The sequence below is a fragment of the Rhizobacter sp. P2_H2 genome, assembly GCF_056403375.1.
Genome location: NZ_JBFUFP010001437.1, coordinates 1 through 1,088 on the forward strand (window position 1 = coordinate 1; position 1,088 = coordinate 1,088).

Annotated in this window: 1 protein-coding gene; it reads right to left on the reverse strand. The window is 65.8% G+C overall.

What is annotated here, in order from left to right; all coding sequences use genetic code 11:
• Positions 1-254: 254 nt before the first annotated feature.
• A complete protein-coding gene (locus AC1D15_RS33750) occupies positions 255-1,046 on the reverse strand; it encodes a TatD family hydrolase (RefSeq protein WP_477829495.1) in 792 nt (263 codons plus the stop codon).
• Positions 1,047-1,088: the final 42 nt, after the last annotated feature.

The window sequence follows — 1,088 nt, forward strand, 5'->3', positions numbered from 1 at the left end:
GCTCTGCATGGTGACGCTCCAGTGAACGGGTGTGTCGATGGAGTCACTGTAGGCGCCACATCCTCTTCCTCGTAGTCGGTACCGCTCCAAACGAGGGGTCAGAAGAACCCTGACAAGGCTGTCGGCGGGCCGTCGCTGGGTTGTCGGGGATGGCAGGCGAAAACCAGTGATCCAGCCCCGTATGAAATCATATTTGTCGTTACAGATCAATGAATTGAATGAGTTACCTAAAGCAATTCTTGAGATCCGATTGCTTACATTCCGGCAGGTTCGGGCAGACGGAACAGCGCTTCGAAATTCCGGCTGGTGTGTGCCGCGACCTCCTCGACGGTACAGCCCTTCAACTCGGCGAGCTGCTTCGCGACGTAAGGCACGTAGGCCGGCGTGTTGGTCTTGCCGCGGTACGGCACCGGCGCCAGGTACGGGCTGTCGGTCTCGATCAGGCAGCGGTCCAGCGGCACGTAGCGCGCCACCTCCTTCAGCTCGACGGCGCTCTTGAAGGTCAGGATGCCGGAGAACGAGATCAGGAAGCCGAGGTCGAGCGCCTCGCGCGCCACGGCCATCGTCTCGGTGAAGCAATGGAACACGCCGCGCGAGCGGCCGGCGCCCTGCTCCTTCAGCAGCGCGACGGTATCGTCCGACGCGCTGCGGGTGTGGATCACGAGCGGCAGGTCGCGCTCGAGCCCGGCGCGGATGTGCACCCGGAAGCGCTCGCGCTGCCACTCCATGTCGGCGATGCTGCGGCCGTTGAGGCGGTAGTAGTCGAGGCCGGTCTCGCCGATCGCGACCACCTTGTCGCGCCGGCTCAGCGCCACCAGCGTCTCGACGCTCGGCTCCAGCACGTCCTCGTTGTCGGGGTGCACGCCGACCGAGGCCCAGAAGTTGTCGTGCCCGGCCGCCAGCGCCTGCACGGCGTCGAACTCCTCGAGCGTCGTGCAGATGCACAGCGCGCGGTCGACCTGCGCGGCGGCCATCTCGGCGCGGATCTCGTCCAGGCGGGCACGCAGCTCGGGGAAGCTCAGGTGGCAGTGGGAGTCGACGAACATGGAAGCGGGGCGGCGCCGGGCACAGCGGACTGGACCAGAGGG

Coding starts and splice junctions, on each gene's coding strand:
- AC1D15_RS33750 (WP_477829495.1), bottom strand. CDS start 1,046: ATGTTCGTCGACTCCCACTGCCACCTGAGCTTCCCCGAGCTGCGTGCC.